This is a genomic window from Methylibium rhizosphaerae, assembly GCF_006386545.1.
Classification (GTDB): Bacteria; Pseudomonadota; Gammaproteobacteria; order Burkholderiales; family Burkholderiaceae_C; genus Pseudorivibacter; species Pseudorivibacter rhizosphaerae.
On the sequence record NZ_SWAR01000035.1, the window covers coordinates 1 to 23,902 of the forward strand.

The 23,902-nt window shown below is 69.7% G+C and carries 22 protein-coding genes and 1 pseudogene; 21 read left to right on the forward strand and 2 right to left on the reverse strand.

The annotated features are described in order from the left end of the window. Positions 1-124: pseudogene (locus tag E8D38_RS21170) on the reverse strand (IS5/IS1182 family transposase); the annotation flags it as partial. A gap of 110 nt (positions 125-234) precedes the next feature. On the opposite strand from E8D38_RS21170, the gene E8D38_RS21175 reads away from it, so the two are divergent. The 6 genes from E8D38_RS21175 to E8D38_RS21200 are packed head-to-tail and all read left to right on the forward strand — an operon-like array spanning position 235 to position 5,293. Beyond that, the gene (locus tag E8D38_RS21175) at positions 235-1,230 is read left to right on the forward strand and encodes a branched-chain amino acid ABC transporter permease (protein WP_246099597.1); all 996 of its coding nucleotides are present in this window, start codon (positions 235-237) and stop codon (positions 1,228-1,230) included. Next, a complete protein-coding gene (locus E8D38_RS21180; protein WP_140635304.1) occupies positions 1,227-1,967 on the forward strand; it encodes an ABC transporter ATP-binding protein in 741 nt (246 codons plus the stop codon). The genes E8D38_RS21175 and E8D38_RS21180 overlap by 4 nt, the downstream gene beginning before the upstream one ends. A 13-nt stretch (positions 1,968-1,980) precedes the next feature. Beyond that, positions 1,981-2,682: an ABC transporter ATP-binding protein gene (locus E8D38_RS21185; protein ID WP_425462804.1), complete on the forward strand. Its 702-nt coding sequence runs from the start codon at positions 1,981-1,983 to the stop codon at positions 2,680-2,682. A 37-nt stretch (positions 2,683-2,719) separates the two neighbouring features. Beyond that, entirely contained in the window at positions 2,720-3,274 is a 555-nt protein-coding gene (locus E8D38_RS21190; protein ID WP_140635308.1) for a MarR family winged helix-turn-helix transcriptional regulator, read from the forward strand. 4 nt (positions 3,275-3,278) lie between these two features. Next, positions 3,279-4,235, forward strand: a complete 957-nt coding sequence (locus tag E8D38_RS21195) for a PDR/VanB family oxidoreductase (RefSeq protein ID WP_140635310.1) — start codon at positions 3,279-3,281, stop codon at positions 4,233-4,235. 32 nt (positions 4,236-4,267) lie between these two features. Continuing rightward, entirely contained in the window at positions 4,268-5,293 is a 1,026-nt protein-coding gene (locus E8D38_RS21200; protein ID WP_140635414.1) for an aromatic ring-hydroxylating oxygenase subunit alpha, read from the forward strand. A 158-nt stretch (positions 5,294-5,451) separates the two neighbouring features. Here E8D38_RS21200 and E8D38_RS21205 read toward each other — a convergent pair whose 3' ends face one another. Beyond that, a complete protein-coding gene (locus tag E8D38_RS21205; protein WP_140635312.1) occupies positions 5,452-6,390 on the reverse strand; it encodes a LysR substrate-binding domain-containing protein in 939 nt (312 codons plus the stop codon). A gap of 184 nt (positions 6,391-6,574) precedes the next feature. Here E8D38_RS21205 and E8D38_RS21210 point away from each other — a divergent pair, with 184 nt between their 5' ends. Genes E8D38_RS21210 through E8D38_RS21280 form a run of 15 tightly spaced genes read left to right on the forward strand, consistent with a single transcriptional unit; the run spans position 6,575 to position 23,897 of the window. Then, complete coding sequence (locus E8D38_RS21210; RefSeq protein ID WP_140635314.1) at positions 6,575-7,696, forward strand: FAD-dependent monooxygenase; 1,122 nt, start codon at positions 6,575-6,577, stop codon at positions 7,694-7,696. 34 nt (positions 7,697-7,730) lie between these two features. Next, positions 7,731-9,452: a DUF1302 domain-containing protein gene (locus E8D38_RS21215; protein WP_140635316.1), complete on the forward strand. Its 1,722-nt coding sequence runs from the start codon at positions 7,731-7,733 to the stop codon at positions 9,450-9,452. A gap of 16 nt (positions 9,453-9,468) precedes the next feature. After that, positions 9,469-10,824 carry a DUF1329 domain-containing protein gene (locus tag E8D38_RS21220; RefSeq protein ID WP_140635318.1) on the forward strand — a complete coding sequence of 452 codons (1,356 nt, stop codon included), beginning with the start codon at positions 9,469-9,471 and terminating at the stop codon, positions 10,822-10,824. A 22-nt stretch (positions 10,825-10,846) separates the two neighbouring features. After that, positions 10,847-11,902: a WD40/YVTN/BNR-like repeat-containing protein gene (locus E8D38_RS21225; protein ID WP_181179320.1), complete on the forward strand. Its 1,056-nt coding sequence runs from the start codon at positions 10,847-10,849 to the stop codon at positions 11,900-11,902. Continuing rightward, a complete protein-coding gene (locus E8D38_RS21230; protein ID WP_140635416.1) occupies positions 11,902-14,316 on the forward strand; it encodes an efflux RND transporter permease subunit in 2,415 nt (804 codons plus the stop codon). Before E8D38_RS21225 ends, E8D38_RS21230 begins: the two co-directional genes overlap by 1 nt. A gap of 12 nt (positions 14,317-14,328) precedes the next feature. Next, the gene (locus E8D38_RS21235; protein WP_140635322.1) at positions 14,329-15,546 is read left to right on the forward strand and encodes an FAD-dependent oxidoreductase; all 1,218 of its coding nucleotides are present in this window, start codon (positions 14,329-14,331) and stop codon (positions 15,544-15,546) included. Between the two features lie 30 nt (positions 15,547-15,576). Then, entirely contained in the window at positions 15,577-16,746 is a 1,170-nt protein-coding gene (locus E8D38_RS21240; protein ID WP_140635324.1) for an alpha/beta hydrolase family protein, read from the forward strand. Between the two features lie 30 nt (positions 16,747-16,776). Beyond that, positions 16,777-17,613, forward strand: coding sequence for an EthD domain-containing protein (locus tag E8D38_RS21245; RefSeq protein WP_140635326.1), 837 nt, complete (start codon positions 16,777-16,779; stop codon positions 17,611-17,613). A gap of 32 nt (positions 17,614-17,645) precedes the next feature. Beyond that, positions 17,646-18,605 carry a VOC family protein gene (locus tag E8D38_RS21250; protein WP_140635328.1) on the forward strand — a complete coding sequence of 320 codons (960 nt, stop codon included), beginning with the start codon at positions 17,646-17,648 and terminating at the stop codon, positions 18,603-18,605. A 26-nt stretch (positions 18,606-18,631) separates the two neighbouring features. After that, positions 18,632-18,991: a Rieske (2Fe-2S) protein gene (locus tag E8D38_RS21255; RefSeq protein ID WP_140635330.1), complete on the forward strand. Its 360-nt coding sequence runs from the start codon at positions 18,632-18,634 to the stop codon at positions 18,989-18,991. Then, complete coding sequence (locus E8D38_RS21260; protein WP_140635332.1) at positions 18,988-20,118, forward strand: FAD-dependent oxidoreductase; 1,131 nt, start codon at positions 18,988-18,990, stop codon at positions 20,116-20,118. Before E8D38_RS21255 ends, E8D38_RS21260 begins: the two co-directional genes overlap by 4 nt. Before the next feature lie 12 nt (positions 20,119-20,130). Continuing rightward, complete coding sequence (locus E8D38_RS21265) at positions 20,131-21,291, forward strand: MFS transporter (RefSeq protein WP_140635334.1); 1,161 nt, start codon at positions 20,131-20,133, stop codon at positions 21,289-21,291. Positions 21,292-21,346: 55 nt separating this feature from the next. Next, positions 21,347-22,141, forward strand: coding sequence for a cyclase family protein (locus E8D38_RS21270; protein WP_140635336.1), 795 nt, complete (start codon positions 21,347-21,349; stop codon positions 22,139-22,141). A gap of 35 nt (positions 22,142-22,176) precedes the next feature. Next, positions 22,177-23,322, forward strand: a complete 1,146-nt coding sequence (locus E8D38_RS21275; protein ID WP_181179321.1) for an ABC transporter substrate-binding protein — start codon at positions 22,177-22,179, stop codon at positions 23,320-23,322. Then, positions 23,319-23,897, forward strand: a complete 579-nt coding sequence (locus tag E8D38_RS21280) for a cupin domain-containing protein (RefSeq protein ID WP_140635340.1) — start codon at positions 23,319-23,321, stop codon at positions 23,895-23,897. The genes E8D38_RS21275 and E8D38_RS21280 overlap by 4 nt, the downstream gene beginning before the upstream one ends. Positions 23,898-23,902: the final 5 nt, after the last annotated feature.

Consider the following 23,902-nt stretch of genomic DNA (forward strand, 5'->3'; position numbering starts at 1 on the left):
CGTGCAGCGCCAACAAGTGCCGCTTGGCGATGACGATGTTGGCCAGCCCGAACAGGCTGAACAGCTGCGCCTCGTTCTTGGCCAGCCCCTTGTAGCGGACCTTCTTGTGGCCGAACAAGTTCTCGGCGTGATCGAGACCGCCAGCAAGTACCTGGCGTCCGAGTGGGGCAGCCTGTTCTTCTTCCTGGCGATGGCCGCGTTACTGGCATGGCGACCCGACGGATTGTTGAAGCGATGAACTCCATGACTTTGCTCCGGGCGCGGCTGGAGAAGGCCGACGCCAGCGCGCCGCGCTGCGCACCGCCCTCGCGCGCGCCGCTCGCCGCTCTCGTCATCGGCCTTGTTGCGTGCACTCTGCTGCCTGAGCACGCCAGCCTGCTTACGCGCGTCTTCATCACGGCGTTGTTCGTGCTGTCGCTGGACCTCGCGGTCGGCGTCGCCGGACTGGCGACCTTGGGCCACGCCGCGCTATTTGGTGTCGGCGCCTATGCTGCCGGCATCTTTGCACTGAAGGCCATGCCCGATCCTCTGGTGGGCCTCGGGATTGGGGTCACGGCCGGTGCGCTGCTCGCCTTAGCCTCAGGCGCCTTCCTGCTGCGCTATCGGGGCTTTACGTTCCTGATGCTCACCGTGGCCGTGGCGCAGATCGTCCTCAGCCTGGCGCAGAAAGCGCGTGACTGGACGGGCGGCGACGACGGTCTTTCCGGATTCAGCGTGGGTCCGCTGCTGGGCCGATTTGTCTTCGACCTGGAGGGGCGCGTCGCGGCGCTGTACTCGCTGGCCGTGCTGGTCATCGCGCTGTACGTGCTGCGCCGGCTGGTCGATTCGCCTTTCGGCCTGGCGGTGCGCGGTATCCACGAGAACCGCGCGCGCATGGCGGCGCTGGGCACACCGGTCTACGCGCGGCTGCTCGTGCTGTACACCGTGGCTGGCGCGGTGGCGGGCGCTGCCGGCGCGCTCTCGGCGCAGACCACCGCAGTGGTGGGGCTCGACAGCCTGTCGTTCGCCTTGTCCGCCGAGGCGCTGGTGATGCTGATCCTCGGCGGTGCGGGGCGCCTCACCGGCGCGCTGGTGGGCGCCGCCGTGTTCACGCTGCTGCATCACACGGCGGCTTCCATCAATCCGTACCACTGGCTATTCGTGGTGGGCATCCTGCTGATGCTGGTCGTCTTCGTACCGCCGGCCAAGGCATGGGCCTGGCTGCGGTCCCGCGTGGGAGCTGGGTCATGACGCAGTTGCTGGAAGCCCGTTCGCTGGACAAGCGCTTCGGCGGCCTGCACGTCACACGCAACGTGTCGTTCAGCCTCACCGAAGGCGAGCGCCTCGCGCTGATCGGTCCCAATGGCGCCGGCAAGACAACGCTGGTCCATCAGATCAGCGGCGTCTTGCGCCCGGACTCTGGCGCGATCCACCTGCGCGGCGAGAACGTGACGCGGCAGCACCAGGCCGGCCGCGTGAGAGCGGGACTGGCCCGCACCTTCCAGATCACCACGCTGGCGCCGCACTTCCCGGTGCAGCGGCAGATCGAGCTGGCGCTGTTCGAGCGCGAGCGCCTCACCTGGCGTGCCTGGCGCCGTATCGACAGCTACCCCGCATTGCAGGCCGAGGCGCAAGAACTGCTGGCCCGCTTCGGGCTGCGCAGGCACGCCGCCACGCCGACACAGGACCTGGCCTATGGTGAGCAGCGCCTGGTCGAAATGGCGCTGGCGCTGGCGCTTCGGCCCCAGGTGTTGCTGCTGGACGAGCCCATGGCGGGCGTGCCCAAAGGCGACGGCGCGCGGCTGCTGGCTGCGCTGGATGCATTGCCGCGCGAGCTGGGCGTGCTGATCGTGGAGCACGACATGGAGCTGGTGTTCCGCTTTGCCACACGCATCCTGGTGCTGGCCGAAGGCGCGGTGCTCGCGGACGGAACGCCCGAGCAGATCCGCCGCGATCCCAAGGTCCGGGCCGCCTACCTGGGGAATTGAGATGAGCGACGCCATGCTTTCCGTGCAACAGGCCGTCGCCGGCTACGGGCCCACAACCGTGCTGGACGGCCTCTCGTTCGAGGTCACGACGGGGCAGCGCTTGGCCATGATCGGCCGCAACGGCGTGGGCAAGACCACCGCGCTGCGTGCCGTGATGGGCCTGGTGCCGCTGCGCGCGGGCCGCATCGTGTTCGAGGGCGAGGACGTTTCTTCGCTGAGTCCGCACCAGCGGGCTCAGCGCGGCCTGGGCTACGTGCCGCAGACGCGCGACATCTTCCCCTCGCTCACGGTGGAGGAGAACCTGCTGGCCGGGCTCAAGCAGCGACCGCGCGTCGCGCTCGACGAGGCGTACGCATTGTTTCCGCGGCTGGCCGAGCGACGCCGCAACGGCGGTGCGCAGCTGTCGGGCGGTGAGCAGCAGATGCTGTCGGTGGCGCGGGCGCTGCTGGGGCAGCCGCGCCTGCTGCTGCTGGACGAGCCGCTCGAGGGCTTGGCGCCGCTGATCCGGCAGGAGCTGCTGGCAGCCTTTCGCAACATGAGCCGGCAGACAGAGATCGCCGTGGTGATCGTGGAGCAGCAGGTGGACGAAGCGCTGGGCTATGCACAGCGCGCGGTGATCCTCGACCACGGCACGGTGGTGCACGAAGCTGAGGCTGGTGACCTGCTGCAGGACGATGCCACGCTGGAGCGCTGGGTCGGCATGGCGGTGCACTGACAACGAAGGGACACGGATGTATGCAGAAAGTCGGGTCATGAACGCCGCCAGGGCCTCCGCCCCCGCCAAGAGCGCCAAGCCGGTCGACCTCGACCGCTATGTGCCCGCCTACCTCACGTGGATCGCCAACAAGCTGTCGCGCAGCGCCTCGCAGCACTACTTGAATCTTTTCGACGTCGGAATCGAGACCTGGCGCTGCCTGGTGCTGCTGGCCATTGAGGGTTCCATCTCGGCGCAGCAGGTCTCCAAGGTGATTGGTCTGGACAAGGCGTCGGTGAGCCGCTGTTTCAAGGCGATGCAGGAAACCGGCCTGATCCGCGTGGAGCTGGATCCCAACGACGGACGCGCCCGCGTGGCCGTGCTCACGCCCAAAGGGCGGGCGCTGCACGACCAGATCCGCGATGTGGCGCTGGAGCGCGAACGGGCGTTCCTCTCCGTGCTGAGCAAGCAGGAGGTCGAAACGCTCATCGGTCTGCTGCGGCGCCTGCACGAGAACCTGCCCGCCGTGGAGGCCGCCACGCAGGCCTTTATCGACAGGAACTACCCGAACGCGGCCAAGCGCCCGCGCAAGCGCGCGCCGGAAGAGGAATGAAGCGATGGACGAATTGGAACTGATCGTCAGCCGCCGCCGGCAGGAAGCCGAAGGCATCTGCAGCTTCGAGCTGGCGCGGCCTGATGGGGGCGAGCTGCCACCCTTCACTGCGGGCGCGCACATCGACGTGTACGTGCAGCCGGGTGTGGTGCGCCAGTACTCGCTGTGCGGAGAGCCTGGTGACCGCCGCCGCTGGCGCATCGCGGTGCTGCGCGAGCCCGCATCACGCGGGGGCTCGGCCGGTATGCATGATGAAGTGAAGCCCGGCAGCACGCTGCGCGTGAGCACCCCGCGCAACCACTTCGCGCTCGTGCCGGCGCCGCATAGCCTGCTTCTCGCGGGCGGCATCGGCGTCACGCCCATCCTCGCGATGGCAAAGACACTGCATCGCGAGGGCGGCAGCTTCGAGATGCACTACTGCACGCGCTCGCCTGGGCGCACGGCTTTCCTCGACGAGCTGCGCGCCGCAGCGTTCGGGCAGCGCGCCCGCTTTCACTTCGACGACGGCCTGCCGGCGCAGAAGTTCGACGCAGACAGCGTGTTGTCGGGCGCACAACCTGGCACGCACCTGTATGTGTGCGGGCCGTCCGGCTTCATGGACCATGTGCTGGGAACGGCGCGGCGCCTCGGTTGGGCCGAGGAGCGGCTGCACCGCGAGTACTTCGCGGGATCGGTGGTGTCGTCGCCGGCGGACACGGGGTTCGACATCCAACTCGCGCGCTCGAAGCGGACGCTGCAGATCCCCGCGGACAAGAGCGTGCTGCAGGTCCTCCTCGACGGTGGCATCGACGTTGCGTTCTCCTGCGAATCCGGCGTCTGTGGCAGCTGCCTCACGCCCGTGCTGGAAGGCACGCCGGACCACCGAGACAGCTATCTCACCGACGCCGAGCGCGCGGCGAACGACCAGTTCACGCCTTGCTGCTCGCGTTCCAAGACGCCCGTCCTGATCCTGGACCTGTGACCTCGCAGCTCACCTTCAAGGAGTCCGCCCACATGAGCCTCTTTCCGCTGAACCAATGGTACGTAGCCGGCTTCTCGTCCGAGCTCACCGACAAGCCGATCGCCCGCACATTTCTCAACCAGAAGATGGTGCTGTTTCGCACGGGCGATGGCCGCGTGGCGGCGCTGGAAGACCGCTGCTGCCACCGCTCGCTGCCCTTGTCGTGCGGCACCGTGGAAGCGGGGGGCGTGCGCTGCGGCTACCACGGCATGCTGTATGCGCCCAGTGGCCAGTGCATCGAAGTGCCGGGTCAGGACCGCGTGCCCACCAAGGCCTGCGTGAAGGCCTACCACATCGTCGAGAAGAACCACATCCTGTGGATCTGGATGCCGCAGGAGCTGGGCGTGGCCCCCGCACGCGAGGCGCCAGACTATCCGTGGCACGACGACGCGCGCTTCAAGTTCGGCACCGGCAAATACCACTATCAGGCGCCCTGGCAACTGATACACGACAACCTGCTGGACCTGAGCCATCTCGGGTATGTGCACCTCAAGACGATCGGCGGCAACGCGCGTCTGCACATGACGGCCGACATGAAAGTCACCCAGGACGGCGACAAGGTGCGCGTGGTGCGCCTCATGCCCGGCTCCACGCCGCCGCCCACGTACAAGGCCGCCTGGCCCTTCGGCGACACATGCGACCGCTGGCAGGAGATCGAGTTCGAGCTGTCACACCTGAAGATTTGGACCGGCGCCGTGGAGTCCGGCACGGACGCCATCGACGATCCGAACCGCGGAGGCTTCCACATGCGCGGCTTCCACGGAATCACCCCCGAGACCGAGGAAACCTGCCACTACTTCTGGAGCATGGCCAGCACCCGCCACCCGGACATGCCCGAAAACATCGACGAGGTGATCCGGCAGACCGCGTTCACCTTTGACGAGGATCGGGCTGTGATTGAAGCTCAGTACCGCAACATGAAGGACTTCGGCGGCAAGCCGGAGTGGGTTGACATCCACGTGGATGTGGGCGGCAACCGCGCGCGGCGGATCGTGCAGAGGTTGGTCGCGGCAGCGTAGCGACAGGCGGTGCAAGCCCGACGCCGGACGCGATTGACCAACCGGCGCAAAGGTCAGCGATGTGGCGCTGAGCCGACCCTCGGAAATGACGGCTCGCCGGCGGCGGCCGTCGTTTACCCCGAGGGTCACAAACCCGACAGTCGTCGTCGTGTAGCGACTCAAATGCTGGCTGATGCCCCAGCCCCGCCGGCCGGTAGCTCCTGCGCAGCCTGCTTCATCACGTCGCGCAACCACAGCAGCCCGGGGTCCAGCGACCGGTGCTTGTGCCACTGCATGGCCTGCTCGAAGGGCGGCATCGGCAGCGGCAGCGGTAACAGCTTGATCGGCAGCGCGGGCTCGACGGCCCGCGCGAGCATCGAGTGCACCGTCGCGACACGCTCGGTGCCGACGACGAGGAAGGGCAGCGCCGCAAAACTGTAGGTCGTCAGCTCGATGCGGCGTGACAGCCCGAAGCGCTGCACGAACCAGCTCTCGAACGCGGGCTTGTCGGTGTCCACCGGCTGCATCACGACGTGGCCGGCGGCCGCGTAGTCGTCGAAGCTCAGGCCGCGGCGCGCATGGCTGCTCTCGCGCCACACGGTGCAGACGAACTCGTCGTTGAACAGCAGATCGGTCGGGTGGTCGGGCGAGACATAGGCCTTGGGGATCACGAGCAGGTCTGCCTCGCCACGCTCGAGCGCACGCGCCGGATACGCCACCTGCGGCTGCAGGCGGAATCGCACCGTGCTGCGCTGGCGCGCGGCGATCTCCAGCACGCGCGGCAGCAGCACCTCCATCGAGTAGTCGGAGATGCACAGGCGGAACTCGCGGTCCGAGCTCGTGCAGTCGAACTGCGGCTGCGCGGCGATCGAGGTGTCGATGCGCACCAGCACGTCGCGCACGGCTTCGCGCAGCATCTCGGCGCGCGGAGTCGGCTCGAGCCGGCGACCAACCTGCACCAGCAACTCGTCCTCGAAGTAGTCGCGCAGTCGACCGAGCGCATTGCTCATCGCCGATTGGGACAGATGCACGCGCTCCGCGGCGCGCGTGATGCTGCATTCGGTCAGCAGGGCGTCGAGCGCCACGAGCAGATTCAGGTCGAGCTTGTTGAAGCGCATTGCCGAGGGTTAACCCGAAAAGTATTGACCGCGTCCATTCGCGGCATCCACCCAAACCATTTTGCTGAATGGCCGCGGTTTCGTAATCTCTCGTCAACCCGATCCCAACCACAACACGGAGACAACGAATGGCTAGCGGCCATGCGAAGGGCGAACTCACGCCTGCGATGCACGAGGTGCTGCGATGACGCAGCGCCTGGTACGCGTCTGCGTGATCGGCGCCGGACTCGCTGGCCTGTGCTGTGCGCTCGCCGCAGCCAGCCGCGGGATGCGCGTGCAACTGCTCGACGAAGCGGCCGAACCGCGTGCGCTGGCCGCGCACATCGAGGTCGTGCCGAGCATGCTGCGCGATCTCGTCGCCTTGGGCATCGGCGACGATTGCGTGCGCGCCGGCTTTCCGTACCGCGGCATCGACGTGATCGATCGCTACGGGCGGCACCTGCACGAGTTGCCGACCGAACGGCTTGCCGGCCCGCGCTTTCCGGCCGCGCTCGGTATCCGTCACGACGAACTGCATCGCCTGCTCGAACGCGCGGCGCTGCACCGAGGCGTCGCGCTGCGGCGCGCGGCGCGGGCGCAGGCGGTGCACCAACACGCGGGCGTGGCGCGAGTCGATATCGACGGCGGCGAGGCGGTCGAGGCCGACTTCGTCGTGCTCGCCGTAGGTGCGGGCAGCGAGCTGCCGCTGACGCTGTTCCCGCACGCCAGGCCCGCGTCCGAACTCCCCCAGTCCTGGTGGTATGCGCTTCTGCCGCGCCCCGTCGACCTCGACCGCCCGTTGATCGCCTATGGCGACGCGGGCCATCGCGCGGTGCTGGTGCCGGTGCGGCACGACCAGGCCGGGCTGTTGCTGACCGAGCCGGGCGTGGCGCCCGAGGGCATCGCGCCGGCCGAACACCTGCGCCGGGCGCTGGCGACGTTCGCACCGCGCCTGCGTGCGCTCAAGCCGCGGCTCGATGAGCACACGCCGATCACGCTTCGCCCGGCCCGCTCGGCCTTGCTCCAGATGCCCTGGTACCGCGGCGCCGTGCTCGCGGTCGGCGACTGCGCACACGCGCTGCCGCCGCACTTCGGCCAAGCGGCCGCGCAGGCGGTCGAGGACGCGCGTGTGCTCGCCGACCTGCTCGACGGCGCGACGGGCTGCGCCGAGCTGTTCGACGCGTTCGAGCGCCGCCGCGCCGAGCGCGTGCGCCGCGTGTACGACCTCACGACGACTGCGGCGCGCTGGGACCTGCAGCCCGACAGCAGCGCCGACCTGAACCGGCTGATGGAGGGGCTCGCGCAGACCGTTGCTCAGCCGGCATGACGACAGCACTTCCACCGAGACGAGGAGACGACCGATGAAAACTCACCAGGCGCTGCGACCGACAGCGCTCGCCGCCGCCGCGGCGCTTGCCTTCAGCGCGCAGGCCTTCGAGATCGACGCCGAAAACCCGGACTGGTCGGTGCGCTGGGACAACAGCGTGCGCCTGAGCACGAAGATCCGCACCGAGGCGGCGGATCCGGCGCTGAAGGACTCGTTCCGCCAGGTGCCCACCGGCGCGTCGCCGCCGGCACCGGCCTCGTTCTCGTTCCCGCAGGCGCTGAACTTCAACGCCGGCAACCAGAACTTCCAGAAGAAGGGCCTGGTGTCCGCACGCGCCGACCTGCTGTCCGAGTTCGACGCCGTCTGGCGCCGCGACTTCGGCCTGCGCCTGAGCGGCGCCGCCTGGTACGACGACAAGCTGCACCACAAGACGAAGGCCGACAACGACCCCACGATCGGCCAGACGCCGTTCGACGAGTTCCCGGCCCGCACGAAGAAGGTCGCCGGCGAGAAGGCGGAGCTGCTCGACGCCTTCGTGTTCGGCGGCTGGCGCATGGACAACGGCATGAAGCTGACCGGGCGCCTGGGCCGCCATGCGCTGCAGTACGGCGAGAGCCTGTTCTTCGGCGACAACGGCATCGCACGCGCGCAGGGCCCGGTCGACATCGACAAGCTGCTCGCCTCGCCGAACGCGCAGTTCAAGGAGATCATCCGCCCGGTGCCGCAGCTGTCAGCGCAACTGCAGGTCACGCCCGACGTCTCGGTCGGTGGGTATGTGCAGTTCCGCTGGGAGGAAGACCGGCTTGCGCCGTCGGGCAGCTACTTCTCGACGGCCAACATCCCGTGGGGCTCGCAGCAGCCGGAGTTCGTCAGCATTCCGGCCGGCACGCCGATCTCTGGCAACTACGTGCTGACGCCGGGCGCGGACCAGAAGCCGAAGGACTCGGGCCAGTTCGGCCTGCAACTGAAGTGGCGCGTCGGCGAGACGGACCTCGGCGCCTACGTCGCGCGCTTCCACGACAAGTCGGGCCAGCTCTACGGCAACCTGAACCCGGCCGCGCCGCCCAGCCCCTTCGGCACGCTGCCCGGCACGTGGTTCTACCGGTTCCCTTCGAACGTCAAGACCGTCGGCGTGAGCGCCTCGCATTCGTTCGGCGACTTCAACGTCGCCAGCGAAGCGTCGGTGCGCGACGACATGCCGCTGCGCAGCGCCAACATGATCTACCCGGGCGGCTTCGGCGCATCGCAGCCGCAGCCGGCGCTCGGGCGCACCGCGCACCTGAACCTGTCGACGCTCGCGACCTTCGGGCCGAGCTTCATCGCGCGCGAATCGGTGCTTGTCGCCGAGATCGCGTGGAACCGCGTGCTGTCGAAGGACGACCCGAACAACGAACTCGACAAGTCGACCACGCGCGACGCCACCGCGCTGCAGCTGATCTTCACGCCGAGCTACCGCCAGGCGCTGCCCGGCCTCGACCTGAGCGTGCCGGTGGGCCTGCGCTACATGCTGGACGGCTACTCGGCGGTGACCGGCGCGGGCTGGGGCGCCAAGGGGACTGGCAGCGCGACGCTCGGCGTCGAAGGCACCTACCTCGGCGTCTGGCAGTTCGCGCTGAGCTACACGCACTACCTCGGCAAGGCCGTGCCGTTCGTCGACTTCTCGCCGATCCTGACCGGCGGCACGCCGGTCTATGGCAATGGCAACCCGCTGGCCGACCGCGACCACTTGGCGCTGTCGCTGCGCCGCACGTTCTGAACACTGGAGTTTCCCGATGACGACGCTCACCCGCATCACCCTGGCCGCGTGCATGGCGCTGGCCTTCGCGCCGGCCGGCGCCGCCGTGTCGGCCGACGAAGCCGCGAAACTGAAGACCGAGCTGACGCCCTTTGGCGCCGAGAAGGCCGGCAACAAGGACGGCAGCATCCCCGCGTGGAGCGGCGGCTACACGACGCCGATCGCCGGCGACAAGGCCGGCGGCCGGCGCGGCGACCCCTTCAAGGACGAGAAGCCGCTGTTCTCGATCAGCGCGAAGAACGCCGACCAGTACGCCGACAAGCTCAGCGACGGGCAGAAGGCGATGCTGAAGAAGTACCCAGACAGCTACCGCATCGACGTCTACAAGACCCATCGCACCGCGGCCGCGCCGCAATGGGTCTACGACAACACGCTGAAGAACGCGACCCGCGCGAAGCTCAATGGCGACGTGGTCGAAGGCGCCTACGGCGGCATTCCGTTCCCGATCGCGAAGACCGGCGCCGAGGTGATGTGGAACCACACGCTGCGCTGGCGCGGGACCTCGTGGGAGTTCAACGTCAACCAGTACCAACTGACCGCCGACGGCAAGGCCGTGCTGACGACCGACGGCCGGGCCGAGCAGCAGATGCCGTACTACTTCCAGGACGGCAATCCCGAGAGCTTCGCGAAGAGCAACGAATACTGGTTGATCCGGCTCGTCAACGCGGGCCCGCCGATGCGGGCCGGCGAAGCCATCCTCGGGCGCGAGAACCTGGAGGGCAGCAAGAGCCAAGCATGGGTGTACCTCACCGGACAGAGGCGCGTGCGCAAGCTGCCCAACGCATGCTGCGACACGCCCACGCCCGCCGCAGCCGGCGTGATGAGCTTCGACGAAATCGAGGTCTGGAACGGCAAGCTCGACCGCTTCGATTGGAAGCTGGTCGGCAAGCAGGAGATGTTCATCCCCTACAACGCGAACCGCTTCCTGCAGCCCAAGACCGACGCCGAGGTCATCACGAAGAACCACTTCAACCCCGACCACATGCGCTGGGAGCTGCACCGCGTGTGGGTGGTCGAGGCGAACCTGCGCGCCGGCCAGCGCCACCAGGCGCCCAAGAGCCGCTACTACTGCGACGAGGACACCTGGGTCTGCGTGCTCGGCGACCGTTGGGATGCCAAGGGCCAGCTGTGGAAGACGCTGTGGGCGCAGACCTTCGTCGCGCCGGACCTGCCGGGCAACCCGATCGGCTCGTTCGGTTTCAACGACCTGGTCTCGGGCCAGGGCTTCATCGGCAACCTCTACAACGCGAAGTCCTCGCAGTACCCGGTGAAGCCGCGCTTCCCGGACAGCGTCTTCTCGCCGGACGCGCTGGCCGGCGAAGGCGTGCGCTGAGGCCGGGCGAAGCACCATGCGCTTGTCCACCTTCGCACTGCGCCGGCTCGTGGCGTGCACGCTGGCGGTTCTGCCTGCCCTGTGCGGCGCCACGCCGACCGGGCCGGCGCTGGAGCGCGCCGCGCTGGCCGTGCGTGCGCCGGACCGGGCAGTGCTCGTCGGCGCAGCGCTCGCCGGCGAGCGCATCGTCGCGGTCGGCGAGCGCGGGATCGTCGCGCTTTCGGACGACGGTGCACACCACTGGCGTCAGGCCAGCGTGCCCACCAGCGTCACGCTGACGGCGGTGCGCTTCGCCGACGCGAAGCAGGGGTGGGCGGTGGGGCACGGCGGTACCGTGCTCGCCAGCGACGATGGCGGCGAACGCTGGAGCCGCCGGCTCGATGGCCGGCAGGCCGCCCAGGCCGTGCTCGACGCCGCACGCGCCGGCGGCGACGCGCGTGCGGTGCAGGAGGCTGAGCGCCTGCTCGCCGACGGGCCCGACAAGCCGCTGCTCGACCTGCTGCTGCTCGGCGGGCAGCGCCTGCTTGTCGTTGGCGCCTACGGCCTGGCGCTGGCGAGCGACGACGGCGGAGCGACCTGGCAGTCGTGGATGCCGCGCCTGCCCAATCCGAAGGGCCTGCACCTGTACGCCGCACGCCAGCGCGGGCAGACGCTGCTGCTGGCCGGAGAGCAGGGCCTGGTGCTGCTGTCCACCGACGCCGGGCGCAGCTTCCGCCGCGTCGACACGCCGTACAAGGGCAGCTTCTTCAGCGCCGAGTTGCTGGGCGAACAGGACATCGTGCTCGCCGGCCTGCGCGGCACCACGCTGCGCTCGACCGACGGCGGCGCGAACTGGATCTCGGTCGCGGTGCCGATCCCGGCCTCGATCACCGCGACCGCGATCGCACCCGACGGCCGGCTGCTCGCGGCCAACCAGGCCGGTTTCGTGATGGCGCTGCAGGGCGACCACATGGTGCCGTTGAACACGAAGCCGCTGCCGCCGCTGAACGGGCTGCTGCCGCGCGCAGGCGCGCCGCTGCTCGCCTTGACCGTGCAAGGCGCACAGCGCGCCGACACTGAACCGGAACGCTCTAAATGATGGCTGCGTCGAACACCTCTTCCGCGGTCGTGCCTACCGACTTCGATCCGCGCTCCGGCTCGCTGATCGAGCGCGCGCTGTTCAACCACCGCGCCATCGTCGTGCTGCTGTGCGCGCTGGTCACCGCGCTGCTCGGCTGGCAGGCCACGCGGCTGCAGCTGAACGCGAGCTTCGAGAAGACGATTCCGGCGGAACACCGCTACATCCGCAACTTCCTCGCGCACCAGGGCGAGCTCAGCGGCCTGGGCAACGCGGTGCGCATCGCGGTGGCGAACCCCCGGGGCAGCATCTACGACGCGAAGTACCTGGAGACGCTGCGCCAGATCTCCGATGAGGTCTTCCTCGTGCCCGGTGTCGCGCGCAACCAGATGAAGTCGCTGTGGACGCCGACGACACGCTGGGTCGGCGTCACCGAGGAGGGCCTGGAAGGCGGCCCGGTGATCCCCGACGGCTACGACGGGTCGGCGACAAGCCTGGAGCAGTTGCGCGCCAACATCGCGCGTTCCGGCGAGATCGGCCAGCTCGTCGCGCTCGACGCGAAGTCGAGCGTGATCTACGTGCCGCTGCTCGCGCACGACGCCGACGGCCGCGCGCTGGACTACGCCGCGTTCGCGCAGCGCATCGAGGCCTTGCGCACGAAATATGAAGGGAGCGTCCACATCCACGTGACCGGCTTCGCGAAGATCGTCGGCGACCTGATCGACGGCGTGCGCGCGGTGCTGGGCTTCTTCGCCCTGGCCGTCGCCATCGCCACCGCGGCGGTGTACGGGTACACGCGCTGCGTGCGCTCGACGCTGCTGGTCGTCGCGGCCTCGCTGGTGGCGGTGGTCTGGCAGCTCGGCCTGTTGCCGGCGCTGGGCTACGCGCTCGACCCGTATTCGATCCTCGTGCCCTTCCTCGTCTTCGCCATCGGCATGAGCCACGGCGCGCAGAAGATGAACGGCATCATGCAGGACATCGGTCGCGGGTTGCCGAAGCTCGTCGCCGCGCGCTTCACCTTCCGGCGTCTGTTCCTCGCCGGGCTGACCGCGCTGCTGGCCGATGCAGTGGGCTTCGCGGTGCTGCTGGTGATCGACATCCAGGTCATCCGCGAGCTGGCGATCGCGGCGTCGACCGGCGTCGGCGTGCTGATCTTCACCAACCTGATCCTGCTGCCGATCCTGCTGAGCTACACCGGCGTCAGCGCCAAGGCGGCGCAGCGCAGCCTGCGCGCCGAGGCGGCCGATGCGGCGGGCGCCGGCAAGCACCCGCTGTGGGCCCTGCTGGACCGCTACACGCAGCGGCGCCACGCAACGCTCGCGATCGTCGTCGCGCTGCTGCTGGGCGCTTTCGGATTCGCGGCGAGCACGCAGCTGAAGATCGGCGACCTTGACCCCGGAGCGCCCGAGCTGCGGGCCGACTCGCGCTACAACCGCGACGTCGCCTTCGTCAACGCGGCCTACGGCGCCTCCAGTGACGTGCTGGCGGTGATGGTGAAGGCACCCGAGGGCCAGTGCTCAAGGGTCGAGACGCTGAACAAGCTGGACGCGCTCGAGTGGCAGCTGCGCCAGCTCGACGGCGTGGAGAGCACCAACTCGCTCGCGCTGCTGAACCGCCGCGTGCTCGCCGGGCTGAACGAGGGCAGCCCGAAGTGGTACGAGTTCCTGCCCAACCAGGACATGCTGAACACCGTCACAGCTGGCGCGCCGCGCGGCCTGTACAACGACGCCTGTTCGCTGCTCACGCTCTCCGTCTACCTGCGCGACCACAAGGCCGAGACACTGGAGCGCGTGGTCGAGCATGTCGAGGCCTTCGCCGCGGCGAACGACACCGACGAGGTGAAGTTCCTGCTCGCCGCCGGCTCGGCCGGCATCGAGGCGGCGACCAACATCGTGGTCAAGGACGCCTGGCGCACGATGCTGGCGCTGGTGTACGCGGCGGTCGCGCTGCTCGCCTTCGTGACCTTCCGCTCGTGGCGCGCGGTGGTCGTGGCCATCGTGCCGCTGATGCTCACCTCGGTGCTCGCCGAGGCGCTGATGGTCGCGCTCGGCATGGGCGTGAAGGTGGCCACGCTGCCGGTGATCGCTCTGGGTGTGGGCATCGGCGTCGACTATGCGCTGTACATCCTCAGCGTGACGCTCGCGCAGCTGCGCGAGGGGCGCAGCCTGTCGGAGAGCTACTACCGCGCGTTGCTGTTCACCGGCAAGGTCGTGATGCTGACCGGCGTGACGCTCGCGATCGGTGTGATCACCTGGGTCGCCAGCCCCATCAAGTTCCAGGCCGACATGGGGTTGCTGCTGGCCTTTATGTTCCTGTGGAACATGCTCGGCGCACTCGTGCTGCTGCCGGCGCTCGCGCACTTCCTGCTGAAGCGCTCGCCCCGCGTCGCCCAGGGCTCGGCCGCGTTCTATGGCGCGCTGAAGGCGCGTTCCTGAAAGGCAAACATCATGGACATCACCACCCCCGCACCCCGCCGCCGCGTCGCGATCATCGGCGCCGGGCCCGGCGGTCTCGCGGCCGCGCTCGCCTTCCACCATGCCGGCCACGAGGTGCGCCTGTTCGAGCGGCAGGATGCCGTGAAGCCGCTCGGCGGTGCGGTGCTGCTGTCGCTGCCGGTGCTCTCGGTGCTGCGCGACATGGGCGTCGACATCCGCGAGCTCGGCGCCTCCGGCGTCACCGAGTTCCGCAACCACCGCGGCCGGCTTCGCACGCGGCTGCCGTTCAATCCGCGCGCCGAGGCACGCGCGGGCATTCCCGGCTGGCACTACGGCATGCTGCGTTCGGCGGCGATCGAACGCATGCTGGCGGTGATGCCGCCGGGGCTGATCCACCCGGGCAAGCACTTCGCGCGCTACGACGAGCAGGCCGATTCGATCACCGCCCACTTCGACGACGGCACCCGGTGGGAGGCCGACCTGCTCGTCGGCGCCGACGGCATCCGCTCGGCCGTGGCGCGGCAGGCCTTCGGCGAGCTCGGTCTGTTCCACTGCGGCATCCAGGTCTGGCTGGCGTGGTGCCACTGTGACGACGTGCCGCGCGGCGTGGGCTGGATCTCGCATTCGCGCAACGTGCAGGCGAGCTTCTTCCCCATCCTGCACGAGGGCAAGCCGGCCGTGGAGTGGTGGGTCGTCGAGCCGTGGAAAGAGGGGCAGCGCTTCGCGGGCGACGTCCGCACACACCTGACGAACCACCTGCGCGGCTGGACCGACCCACTGCCACGCCTGGCCGCGGCGACCGACTTCGAGCGCAACTGCTTCCGCTGGGATATCTACAACCGACCCGCGCTGCCGAGCTGGTCCAAGGGCCGTGTGTCCTTCGTCGGCGACGCGGTGCACCCGGTCTCGCCCTATGCTGCCTACGGCATGGGCATGGCCATCGAAGACGGCTGGTGGCTCGCGAAGTGCCTGGAAGGCGTGGATCTTGCGCAGCGCGACGCGCTGGCCCAGGGCCTGGCGCGGTACGACCGCCAGCGTGTCGGCTACACGAACAAGAACGCCAAGCTGGCCCGCTACCTGGGCTACCTCTTCCACCGCACGCCGTGGCCGCTGTCGGCGCTGCGCGACGTCGTGTTCGACCACACCCGCCTCCTCGAGGCGATGCTGGTCGAGACCTACCTGAAGGACGCCGAGACGCAGATGGAGACGCTGCCGATCGCGGCGCGCTGAATCTCACCAGAGGCCCACGAAAGCCAACCCATGTTCAAGTACTTCCCCACCAACTACGTCTGGAACCTTTCCGTCAACCTCGCCATCGAGATGGGCGCGCGCATCGGCGAGATCGAGGCGATGTGCGCGCCGCTGCAGGAGGCCGCCAAGGCGCCCGATGCCGCCGGCACGCAGGCCTTCCGCGAGACCTGGGTGACGATGGCCGATACCTTGTGCGAACTCGCTGCCGAGGACGAGGCGCGCGGCCGCCTGCTCTCGGCCGGCGAGAAGTACCGGCGCGCCTCGGCCTACCTCACCACGGCCGAGCGCCTGCAGGCCCACGGCTCTGCGGGGCGCATGGCCATCTACCAGCGCGAACTCGCGCTCTTCCAGAAGGGCCTGCGCCTGCTCGGCGACCCGATGCGGCGCGTCGAGATCCCGTACGAGGGCAAGCATCTCTCGGCCCTGTACCGCCCCGCCGACGGCCTGAAGCCCGGCCAGCGCGCGCCGATCCTGGTGCAGCTCAACGGCCTGGACTCGACCAAGGAGATGAAGTACCTCGTGGGCCTGCCGGCCTGGCTGGCCCAGCGCGGCGTCTCGTCGCTGATCGTCGACCAGCCGGGCACCGGCGAGGCGCTTCGCCTGCAGGGCCTGACTGCGCGTTTCGACGCCGAGCACTGGGCCAGCCGCTTGGTCGACTGGCTGGAGACGCGCGACGACGTCGATCCCCAGCGCATCGGTTGCGAAGGCGTCTCGCTCGGCGGCTACTACTGCCCCCGTGCGGTGGCGATGGAGCCGCGCTTCGCCTGCGGCGTGGCCTGGGGCGCCAACCACGACTGGCGCGACGTGCAGAAACGCCGGCTGGAAAAGGAAGGCGACTTCCCGGTGCCGCACTACTGGGCGCACGTCTGCTGGGTCTGGGGCGCGAAGGACACGGACGACTTCATGCGCATCGCCGAGGACGTGCACCTGGACGGCGTGGTCGAGAAGATTCGCGTGCCCTTCCTCGTCACGCACGGCGAGAAGGACTCGCAGATCCCGCTGAAGTGGGCGCACCGCACCTACGAACAGCTCGTCAACAGCCCGAAGCGCGAGCTGAAGATCTTCACCGACCGCGAAGGCGGCGTGCAGCACGCCAGTTTCGACAACAGCATCAATGCCGGTCAGTACATCGCCGACTGGGTCGCCGAAGCATTGGGCGCATGCACTGCCACGCGCTGACGTCGCACCCCCCTGCCAAGGAAGCATCGCATGAACCTCTCGCTCGACCGACGCCAGCTGCTGCTGGCATCCATGGCGTTCGGCGCCGCCACCGGCGCGAGCGCCCAGCCGGCCGCTTCGCCGGTCGTCGCACCGCACCCCGATCTGGCGCTGAAGCTGATGGTTGTCGGCCGCCGCAGGCCCGGCACCACGCTGGCCGAGCACCGGCACCACATCCGCCAAGTGCACGGCAAATTGGTGGTGCAGAACATCGCCGCCGATCCCGCCAATGCACCACGGCGCTATGTGCAGAACCCAGTGTTCGACGGCACGTTCCGCGCCCCGGCCCCGGGTGAGGCCGACCCGTTCGCGCTGAACCGCGACTTTGTCACCCAGATCTGGTTTCCCGACCTGCCGGCGCTGGGGCGGGCACGGCAGTCCGCCTTCTATCTGGAGAAGGTCAAGCACGACGAGGACAACTTCGTCGACCAGGCCAGCGTCGTCTTCATGCCGGTGCGCGAACGCGTGATGGCCGGGGCCGCCGCGCCGGCGAACCAGCGCGTGAAGCTGTTCGGCTTCCTGCAGCGCTCGCCGGGTGCAGCGCCCGAAGACTTCCGTCGCGCTTGGGGCACGGCGCCCTGGGCTGCGGGCGGCAGCGCCGGCGCGCTGCGGTATGCGCAGAACGACACGCTGCCGACGCCGATGGGCTCGCCGCCGGTCGACGGCATCGACGAGTTCTGGTTCGACGACGAAGCCGGCGCGCGCACCTTCCTCACGCGGTGGCAGGTCTGGGTGTCCGAGGCGCTCGTGCGTCCCGGGCTCGCACCCGAAGCCCGCCACTTCGTGCTGCTCGCGCACGAGGACGTGATCCACGCCGGCCCGCGCTGACCTCTTCCTTCCCAACCGGACAGACACCCATCATGAACATCATCGGACCCGACGCCCTGGTCTTCGGCGTCGACGACCTCGCCGCCTGCGGCCAATACCTGGTCGACTACGGCCTGAAGGACGCCGGTGCCGGCCGCTTCGAGGCGCTCGACGGCACCGCCGTCGTGCTTCGCGCCAGGAACGACCCGGCGCTGCCGCCCGAGATGGGCACCGCGAGCCTGCTGCGCGAGACCGTCTACGGCGTGGCCGACACCGCGGCGCTCGATGCGATCGAGGCCGAACTGCGCCGCGACCGCGAGGTCAGCCGCCGCGACGGCGTGCTGCGCTGCGTCGACGACATGGGCTTTGCGCTCGCGTTCCAGGTCACGGTGAGGCGGCCCATCGCGCTGCCCGCCGAGACTGTCAACGCCCCCGGCGCCGCGCCGCAGCGCGGGCCGAACGCGATCGGCGTCACGCCCGACATGGCGGCGCTGCCGCGCACGCTGTCGCACGTCGTCTACTTCGTGCCTGATGTTGCGAAGGCCGAAGCCTTCTACACGCGCCTCGGCTTCGTCTGCACCGACCGCTTCACCGGCGTCGGCCCGTTCCTGCGCCCGGCCGGCACACTGGACCACCACACGCTGTTCATGATCGAGACGCCGGCGTTCATGAAAGGCTGCGAGCATTTCACCTTCCACATGGGCGGGCCGACCGAGGTGCTGCTCGCCGGCACGCGTTTCGTCGAAAAGGGCTACGAGAGCTTCTGGGGCCCGGGCCGGCACCTGTACGGCAGCAACTGGTTCTGGTACTTCAACTCGCCGCTCGGCTGTCACGTCGAGTACGACGCCGACATGGACCTGCACGACGACAGCTGGACCGCGCGCGAGACGGGCATGGGCGCCGACGCCTCGCAGGCCTTCCTGTTCCAGTACCGGCAGAAGTGGGCGCCTTCAGGCCCGCCGCCCGGTGGGCCCGCCCACCAGCCCGGTTCGCCGCCTGGCGGCAAGCACTGAGTCTGAGCGAAGCCACGAAGAGCATCATGCGCCTGTGCCACCTCGACGACCTGCCCGACGGCGATTCGCGCGGCTTCGACCCGCACGCGACCGGCCGCGACACGGTCGTGGTCGTGCGCCAGGGTGCCACGCTGCACGCCTGGGCCAACGCCTGCCCGCACCACGGCACGCCGATGGCGTGGCGCAAGAACGCCTTCCTGAACGCCGCGCGCGACCGCATCGTCTGCGCGGCGCACGGCGCACAGTTCGAGATCGACACCGGCCGCTGCACCCTCGGGCCCTGCCTCGGGGAGGCGCTGGTGCCGGTGCCCCTGAAGATCCACGAGAGCGGCGAGGTCCACCTCGCCAGCGACGACATCCACGACAACAAGGAGACCGCGTCATGACTTCTGCAGCCCGACGCATCATCATCATCGGCGGCGGCTTCTCCGGCATGTCCGCCGCCATCGAATGCGCCAAGCAAGGCGCCGAGGTCGACCTCGTCGAGATCGACCCCGGCTGGCGCAGCTACGGCGCCGGCATCAGCCTTGGCGGCGCCACCTTGCGGGCCCTCGGCACGCTCGGCGTGCTGCAGCGCTTCCTGCAAGAGGGCAGCGGTCACGACGGCGCCGAGGTGTTCACGCCCGACGGCCGGCTGTTGGCGCAGCTGCCCACGCCGCGCCTGGCCGGCCCCGACGTGCCAGGCTGCGGTGCGATCATGCGGCCGGTGCTGGCGAAGATGCTCGCCGACGCGACACGCGCGGCCGGCGTGCGCGTGCGGCTGGGCTGCACCTTCACCGCCATCGACCAGCGCGAAGACGCGGTCGACGTGGCCTTCAGCGACGGCACGCGCGGGCAGTACGACCTGCTCATCGGCGCCGACGGCCTGTACTCCAAGGTGCGCGAAACGGTGTTCCCCGACGCCCCGCAACCGCGCTACAGCGGGCAGGGCGTGTGGCGCGCCGTCTTGCCGCGGCCCGCGGAGGTGCAGGGCACGATCATGTGGGTCGGGCCGAAGGTGAAGACCGGCGTGAACCCGGTGTCGAAGCAGGAGATGTACCTCTTCGTCACCGAAGACCGGCCGGTCAACGAACGCATCGAGCCCGCGCGCTTCGTGCCGATGCTCCAGGAATTGCTGGCGCCCTTTTCAGCGCCGCTGATCCAGCAGGTGCGCGCGCAGCTCGGCGAGGCGTCGCAGATCATCTACCGCCCGCTCGAAGGCCTGCTGGTGCCGCAGCCCTGGTACCGTGGCCGCGTGGTGCTGATCGGCGACACCGTGCACGCCACCACCCCGCACCTGGCCTCCGGCGCCTGCATCGGCATCGAGGACGGCCTCGTGCTGGCCGAGGAGCTGGGCCGTGCTGCCGGCGTGGAAGCCGCGCTGGCAGCGTTCCAGCAGCGCCGCTGGGAGCGCTGCCGCATGGTCGTCGAGAACTCGGCGCGCCTCGGCGAGATCGAGGCCACCGGCGGCGACAAGGCCGAGCACGCCCGCATCATGCGCGATTCGATGATCGCGCTGGCGCAGCCGATCTGAAGTAGCCGCGACATGATCAGCACCGACTCCAAGCGCGGCCGCACCGCCCTGATGGTGGCGCATTGCGCCGGCATGGTCGATCTCGTGGCGCTGCCCGTCTGGGTGGGCACGCTGATCGCGCAGTTTCGCTTCGATGCGCGGCAGGCCGGCCTGCTGGCGACGCTGTTTCTCGCCGGCGCGGTGGCCGCAAGCCTGGTGCTGGCGCCACGCTTCAACCGGCTGAACGGGCGCCTCGTCGCGACGCTCGGCTTCGCTGCCGCGGCGCTGGGCTTCGGCATCGCGTCGACGACCGCAGACTTTGGCGTGCTCGGCGGGCTGCACCTGCTGTGCGGCCTCGCTGCCGGCAGCGCCTTGAGCGTCACGCACGGCACCATCGCGCGCAGCGGCCGTCCGCACCGGCTCTTTGCGCTTGTCGGCATGGCGCTCGGCGTGTTCGCGATCGTGTTCCTCGGCGCCACGCCGAAGGTGGTCGCCGCGGCGGGTGGGGCGGTGCTGTTCCAGGTGTTCGCCGGCGTCATGGCGGTCGGTGCGCTGGTCTCGGCGTTCGCGTTTCCGGTGCCGGACGCCTCGGGCGACGGTGATGCGCCGAGCCAGGCGGGCGCGCCGATTCCGCGTGTCGTCTGGTTCGGCATCGCCGGCATTGCCTGCATGGGCCTCGTGCAGTCGATGACCTTCAGCTTCCTCGAGCGTGTGGGCAGCGACCGCGGCTTCGGCCTGCAGGCGGTGACCGGCGTGCTGGTCGCGCTCGGCGTCGTCAACCTGTTCCCCGCCGCGCTCGCCGCGCTGCTTGAGAAGCGCTGGCCGGCCCAGCGGGTGATGCTCGTCGGGCCCGTGGTACAGGCGCTGCTCGTCGTGGTGATCATGAACGCGACCGGCTTCGCACCCTACGCGGTGGCTGCGTCGGTGTTCGCGGCAGTGATGATCTTCAGCCACACCTTCGCTTTCGGCCTGCTGGCGCAGCTCGACCGCAGCGGCCGCGCCATGGCGGCCACGCCGGCCATGCTGATGATCGGCGCGGCTATCGGGCCCGTGCTGGGCGGCACGCTGGTGCAGGCCTTCGGCTACGGCAGCCTGGGCGCGGCGGCGGTCTCGATCGCCGCGGTCGCCGTGCTCTGCTTCTCGCGCGTTCGGCCCACCGCGGCTGCCGGCGTGCAGCAGGAGGCGCTCGCATGAGCCGCCGGGCCGCTCCCAAGGCGAATTCCGAAGGCCGCAGGCCGGAGGATGCCCAATGAAACCCCGCCGCCGCTTCGTCGACCTGTCGATCTACCTCGAGAACGACGTGCTGTCCGACCCGCCGCCGCTGGCGCCGAAGATCACCTACCAGAAGCACGCCGACACGCTGCCCGAGTTCATGGCGATGCTGCCGGGCACGGCGCCCGAGGACTACCCCGATGGCGAGGCCGCCGCCGCCGAGTGGGTCACGCTGACCACGCACAACGGCACACACCTCGACGCGCCGTGGCACTTCCATTCGACGCAGGATGCGAAGAACGGCGGCGCGCGGCCATCGATCACGATCGACCGGGTGCCGCTGGAGTGGTGCTTCCAGCCGGGCGTGAAGCTCGACTTCCGCCACTTCCCGGACGGCTACGTCGCGACCGCGGCCGATGTCGAGGCAGAGCTGAAGCGCATCGGCCACGCGCTGCAGCCGCTGGATATCGTCGTCGTCAACACACGCGCCGGCTCGCGCTACGGCCATGCCGACTACCTCGGCGCCGGCTGCGGCATGGGCTACGAAGCGACGATGTACCTGCTCGAGCGCGGCGTGCGTCTGACCGGCACCGACGCCTGGAGCTGGGACGCGCCCTTCTCGTACACCGCCAAGAAGGTCGCCGAGACCGGCGACAAGTCGCTGATCTGGGAAGGCCACAAGGCCGGCCGCGATATCGGCTACTGCCACCTCGAGAAGCTGCACAACCTCGAGTCGCTCCCGGCGCACGGCTTCACGATCAGCTGCTTCCCGCACAAGATCCGCGGCGCCAGCGCGGGCTGGACGCGCGCCGTCGCGATCTTCGAGGAGTGACCGTCGACATGGGGCGAGCGGCACGGCTTGGTGGGGTGTTCGCAGCGTGCCTGCTGGGCGCCGCCGTGGCGACGGCGGCACCGCCGGTGGTCGTCGGGATGACGCTTCCGTTGAGCGGGCCCGAAGCGCCCTTCGGCACCGCGCTGCGCGACGGCGCCCGGCTGGCGATCGAGCGCGCCAATGCGGCGGGCGGCGTGGCCGGCCGACCGATCGAACTCGCGCTGCGCGACGACGGCGCTGATCCGCGCCGCGCGGCGGCGAATGCAGGGCAGTTGCTGCAGGCGGGTGCGTTGGTCCTCGGTGGCGCGCCAGGTGCGGCGTCGACCCGTGCCGTGGCCGAGGTCCTGAGCCCGCCCGGCAGCGAGCCGCTCGCGGCGCTCGTGGCGCCGGCCACGAGCGCCGACGGCCTGCGCGATCCGGTTCGCCCCGGCGTGTTCCACCTGCGCGCCGGCGTGGCCGAACAGGCCAATGCGGCGCTGCTCCATCTGGACACCCTGGGCATCGAGCGCTACGCGCTGCTGGCGCAGGACGACGAACTGGGCCGCTCCGCCATCGAGCGACTGCAGTTCGAGCTGACGCGCATCGCGATCCGCCCAGTCTCGATCGAGCGCCTGCTGGCCGCAGCGACGGCCGCGGACCTGCGTGCGGCGATGGCGCGTGTGTGCGGCGTGCAGCCCCAGGCCATCATCCTCGCGCTTGGCGCTGCCGCGGCGGCCAAGGCGCTGGGGGTGTCACGCGCGCAGCAGTGCGCCAGGCAGCATCTCGTCTTCAGCGAGACCGGCGCGGTGCTGGCGGCGCACCTGCCCGTCGGCAGGGGGCCCCATCCCTTCGCCGGGCTGCTGGTCACGCAGGTCGTCCCGCATCCGGACCAGCGGATGCACCCGCTGGTGGACGAATTCCAGCGCGCGCGCGCCGCGTACGGCGGCAGCAGCAGCCACGGGGCGCTGGAGGGCTACCTCGCGCTGCGCGTCGTCGTCGAGGCCTTGCGATCGTGCGAGCGCAGCCTCGATCGGCGCTGTGTGCTGCGGGTGCTCGGCGCGCGCAGCTTCGACCTGCCCGGCATGAAAGTCCAGTTCGGTGCGGCCCAGCGCCAGCCGCGCCCCTTCGTCGAAATCAACCTGCTCGATGCGGGCGGGCGCCTGCTACTAAGGCCCCCCGCACCACCCTCGGAGACCCCATGAGCTTTCCTCGCATCCACCGCGTCGTCACCGGCCACGATGCCGACGGCAAGGCGATCGTCGCGAGCAGCGGGCCGCTGCCCAGCGTCGTTGAGATCGCCGCGATCCCGGGCACGGTTTTCCACGAGGTCTGGTCCACCGCGGGCATGCCGGCGCGCGTCGACAACGGCGCCGACCCGACGACCGGCGCACTGACGCTGCCCCCGCCGAGCCAAGGCACGCGCATCCGCTTCGTCGACATCCCGCCCGACAGCGATGAGTTCCTCGCGCACGGCGCCGCGCGCATGAAGGACGCGTTCACACAGGTCGGCGATGCAAAGGCGTCGACGGTGAAGGCCGACTCGCCGCACCCGCTGATGCACCGCACCGAGTCGATCGACTACGGCATCGTGATCGACGGCGAGATGACGCTGGTGCTCGACGATTCCGAAGTGCTGCTCAAGCCCGGCAGCGTGGTGGTGCAGCGCGGCACCAACCACGCCTGGGCCAACCGTTCCGGCAAGCCGTGCCGGATGCTGTTCGTCCTGGTCGACGGCCGCTACGAGCCGTCCATCGCCGCGGCCCTCTCACGACTCTGAAACCC

What these genes read in the sequence shown, in the direction of transcription:
- E8D38_RS21175 (WP_246099597.1), top strand. Translation starts at nt 235, where the DNA reads ATGAACTCCATGACTTTGCTCCGGGCGCGGCTGGAGAAGGCCGACGCC.
- E8D38_RS21180 (WP_140635304.1), top strand. Translation starts at nt 1,227, where the DNA reads ATGACGCAGTTGCTGGAAGCCCGTTCGCTGGACAAGCGCTTCGGCGGC.
- E8D38_RS21185 (WP_425462804.1), top strand. Translation starts at nt 1,981, where the DNA reads ATGCTTTCCGTGCAACAGGCCGTCGCCGGCTACGGGCCCACAACCGTG.
- E8D38_RS21190 (WP_140635308.1), top strand. Translation starts at nt 2,720, where the DNA reads ATGAACGCCGCCAGGGCCTCCGCCCCCGCCAAGAGCGCCAAGCCGGTC.
- E8D38_RS21195 (WP_140635310.1), top strand. Translation starts at nt 3,279, where the DNA reads ATGGACGAATTGGAACTGATCGTCAGCCGCCGCCGGCAGGAAGCCGAA.
- E8D38_RS21200 (WP_140635414.1), top strand. Translation starts at nt 4,268, where the DNA reads ATGAGCCTCTTTCCGCTGAACCAATGGTACGTAGCCGGCTTCTCGTCC.
- E8D38_RS21205 (WP_140635312.1), bottom strand. Translation starts at nt 6,390, where the DNA reads ATGCGCTTCAACAAGCTCGACCTGAATCTGCTCGTGGCGCTCGACGCC.
- E8D38_RS21210 (WP_140635314.1), top strand. Translation starts at nt 6,575, where the DNA reads ATGACGCAGCGCCTGGTACGCGTCTGCGTGATCGGCGCCGGACTCGCT.
- E8D38_RS21215 (WP_140635316.1), top strand. Translation starts at nt 7,731, where the DNA reads ATGAAAACTCACCAGGCGCTGCGACCGACAGCGCTCGCCGCCGCCGCG.
- E8D38_RS21220 (WP_140635318.1), top strand. Translation starts at nt 9,469, where the DNA reads ATGACGACGCTCACCCGCATCACCCTGGCCGCGTGCATGGCGCTGGCC.
- E8D38_RS21230 (WP_140635416.1), top strand. Translation starts at nt 11,902, where the DNA reads ATGGCTGCGTCGAACACCTCTTCCGCGGTCGTGCCTACCGACTTCGAT.
- E8D38_RS21235 (WP_140635322.1), top strand. Translation starts at nt 14,329, where the DNA reads ATGGACATCACCACCCCCGCACCCCGCCGCCGCGTCGCGATCATCGGC.
- E8D38_RS21240 (WP_140635324.1), top strand. Translation starts at nt 15,577, where the DNA reads ATGTTCAAGTACTTCCCCACCAACTACGTCTGGAACCTTTCCGTCAAC.
- E8D38_RS21245 (WP_140635326.1), top strand. Translation starts at nt 16,777, where the DNA reads ATGAACCTCTCGCTCGACCGACGCCAGCTGCTGCTGGCATCCATGGCG.
- E8D38_RS21250 (WP_140635328.1), top strand. Translation starts at nt 17,646, where the DNA reads ATGAACATCATCGGACCCGACGCCCTGGTCTTCGGCGTCGACGACCTC.
- E8D38_RS21255 (WP_140635330.1), top strand. Translation starts at nt 18,632, where the DNA reads ATGCGCCTGTGCCACCTCGACGACCTGCCCGACGGCGATTCGCGCGGC.
- E8D38_RS21260 (WP_140635332.1), top strand. Translation starts at nt 18,988, where the DNA reads ATGACTTCTGCAGCCCGACGCATCATCATCATCGGCGGCGGCTTCTCC.
- E8D38_RS21265 (WP_140635334.1), top strand. Translation starts at nt 20,131, where the DNA reads ATGATCAGCACCGACTCCAAGCGCGGCCGCACCGCCCTGATGGTGGCG.
- E8D38_RS21270 (WP_140635336.1), top strand. Translation starts at nt 21,347, where the DNA reads ATGAAACCCCGCCGCCGCTTCGTCGACCTGTCGATCTACCTCGAGAAC.
- E8D38_RS21280 (WP_140635340.1), top strand. Translation starts at nt 23,319, where the DNA reads ATGAGCTTTCCTCGCATCCACCGCGTCGTCACCGGCCACGATGCCGAC.